Origin of the sequence: Kocuria subflava, from assembly GCF_012163155.1 — a bacterium.
In the GTDB taxonomy this organism is placed as follows: Bacteria; Actinomycetota; Actinomycetes; order Actinomycetales; family Micrococcaceae; genus Kocuria; species Kocuria subflava.
Genome location: NZ_JAAVUN010000072.1, coordinates 1 through 1,445, shown reverse-complemented (window position 1 = coordinate 1,445; position 1,445 = coordinate 1). Strand labels below are relative to the sequence as shown.

2 protein-coding genes are annotated in these 1,445 nt (G+C 64.4%); one reads left to right on the top strand and one right to left on the bottom strand.

The genetic code is table 11. The features are described from left to right. Nucleotides 1–245: MerR family transcriptional regulator (locus tag GTW58_RS12985; RefSeq protein ID WP_168023548.1), on the bottom strand; the 245-nt coding region annotated here is incomplete at its 3' end. Nucleotides 246–356: 111 nt separating this feature from the next. Here GTW58_RS12985 and GTW58_RS12980 point away from each other — a divergent pair. Continuing rightward, nucleotides 357–1,358: an IS481 family transposase gene (locus tag GTW58_RS12980; RefSeq protein ID WP_168023547.1), complete on the top strand. Its 1,002-nt coding sequence runs from the start codon at nt 357–359 to the stop codon at nt 1,356–1,358. Nucleotides 1,359–1,445: the final 87 nt, after the last annotated feature.

Below are 1,445 nucleotides of genomic sequence, written 5' to 3'. Positions count from 1 at the left end.
CTGACCATGGCGGCGAAGGTCTGCAGCTTGGCCAGCGGCATGCCAGACGCACGCAGCCGGGTGCAGATGTCGAGCCATTCCACGTCGGCTTCGGTGTAGATGCGCCGACCGCCGGAACTGCGACGCACCGATGCGATCAACAGGCCCTTGCGTTCGTAGAAGCGCAGCGTGTGCACGCTCAGGCCGGTGCGGTCGGCGACCTGACTGATGCTCATCGGCTGCTCCGACGCTGCCTGCGTGCGCATTGTTCAATGCTAGCTGTACTTCCCCGGCAGGTTGTGAACACGCGGGGTAGATGAAGGCCTCCGGGCAAGATGTGGGTTACCACACTCAACATCTTCACCACGGAGGCCTTCGTGACTCACGCTAACGCACCTTTGACGCCCGAGGGACGTCGTCGCCTCGCTATCCTCGTCGTGAAGCAGGGGTGGCCGTTACGCCGAGCAGCCGAACGCTTCCAGTGCTCCCCGGCTACAGCGAAGCGATGGGCGGACCGGTACCGCGCTGGGGAAGCACTCACCGACCGCGGTTCACGACCACGCACGTGCCCGAACCGACTGCCGCACAAGACGGAGCGCAGGATCATCGCGTTACGGTTCACCCGCCGCTGGGGTCCGCACCGAATTGCGTATCACCTGCACCTGCACCGCTCTACGGTGGGGAGGGTTCTGGCCCGGTTCCGGATGCCGAAGCTGGTCAACATCGACCAGACCACCGGGCTACCGGTTCGAAAGCCGAAACCAGTGCGCTACGAAGTCGCCTCACCGGGCCAGCTGGTGCACGTGGATATCAAGAAGCAAGGCCGTATTCCTGACGGCGGTGGTTGGCGGGTCCACGGTCGAGGCTCCGCCCAGGACCGTGCCGCCGGCGTCGTGCGGGATAGAGCCAACCGACACGGAGCAGCGGGCTCACGTGGCTACCGGTATCTCCACCATGCGGTGGATGACCACTCGCGGGTCGCATACTCCGAGCTCCTCGACGATGAACGCAAGGAGACTGCGGCGGCGTTCTGGAGAAGGGCCGAAGCGTTCTTCGCCAGCCTCGGAGTGAGCGTGACGGCAGTGATGACGGACAACGGTGCCTGCTACCGTTCCCATGCCTTCGCTGAGGCACTGGGTGAGGACATCAAGCACCGATGGACGAAACCCTACAGGCCGCAGACCAACGGCAAGGTTGAGCGGTTCAACCGGACGCTGGCCGCTGAATGGGCCTACGCGCAGCCCTACACCAGTGAGGCCGAACGAGAAGCCGCCTACACGCGGTGGCTCCATCACTACAATCACCACAGACCCCACACCGGCATCGGCGGCCAAACACCCTCACAACGCGTTCACAACGTCACGGGGAAGTACAGCTAGTCCTCGACGCCCAGCCGGTCCTGAATGGCTTCCAGCCGCCCCACGACCATGGAGGCGTGGATGCTCAGGCACAGCTGGGTGATCTCC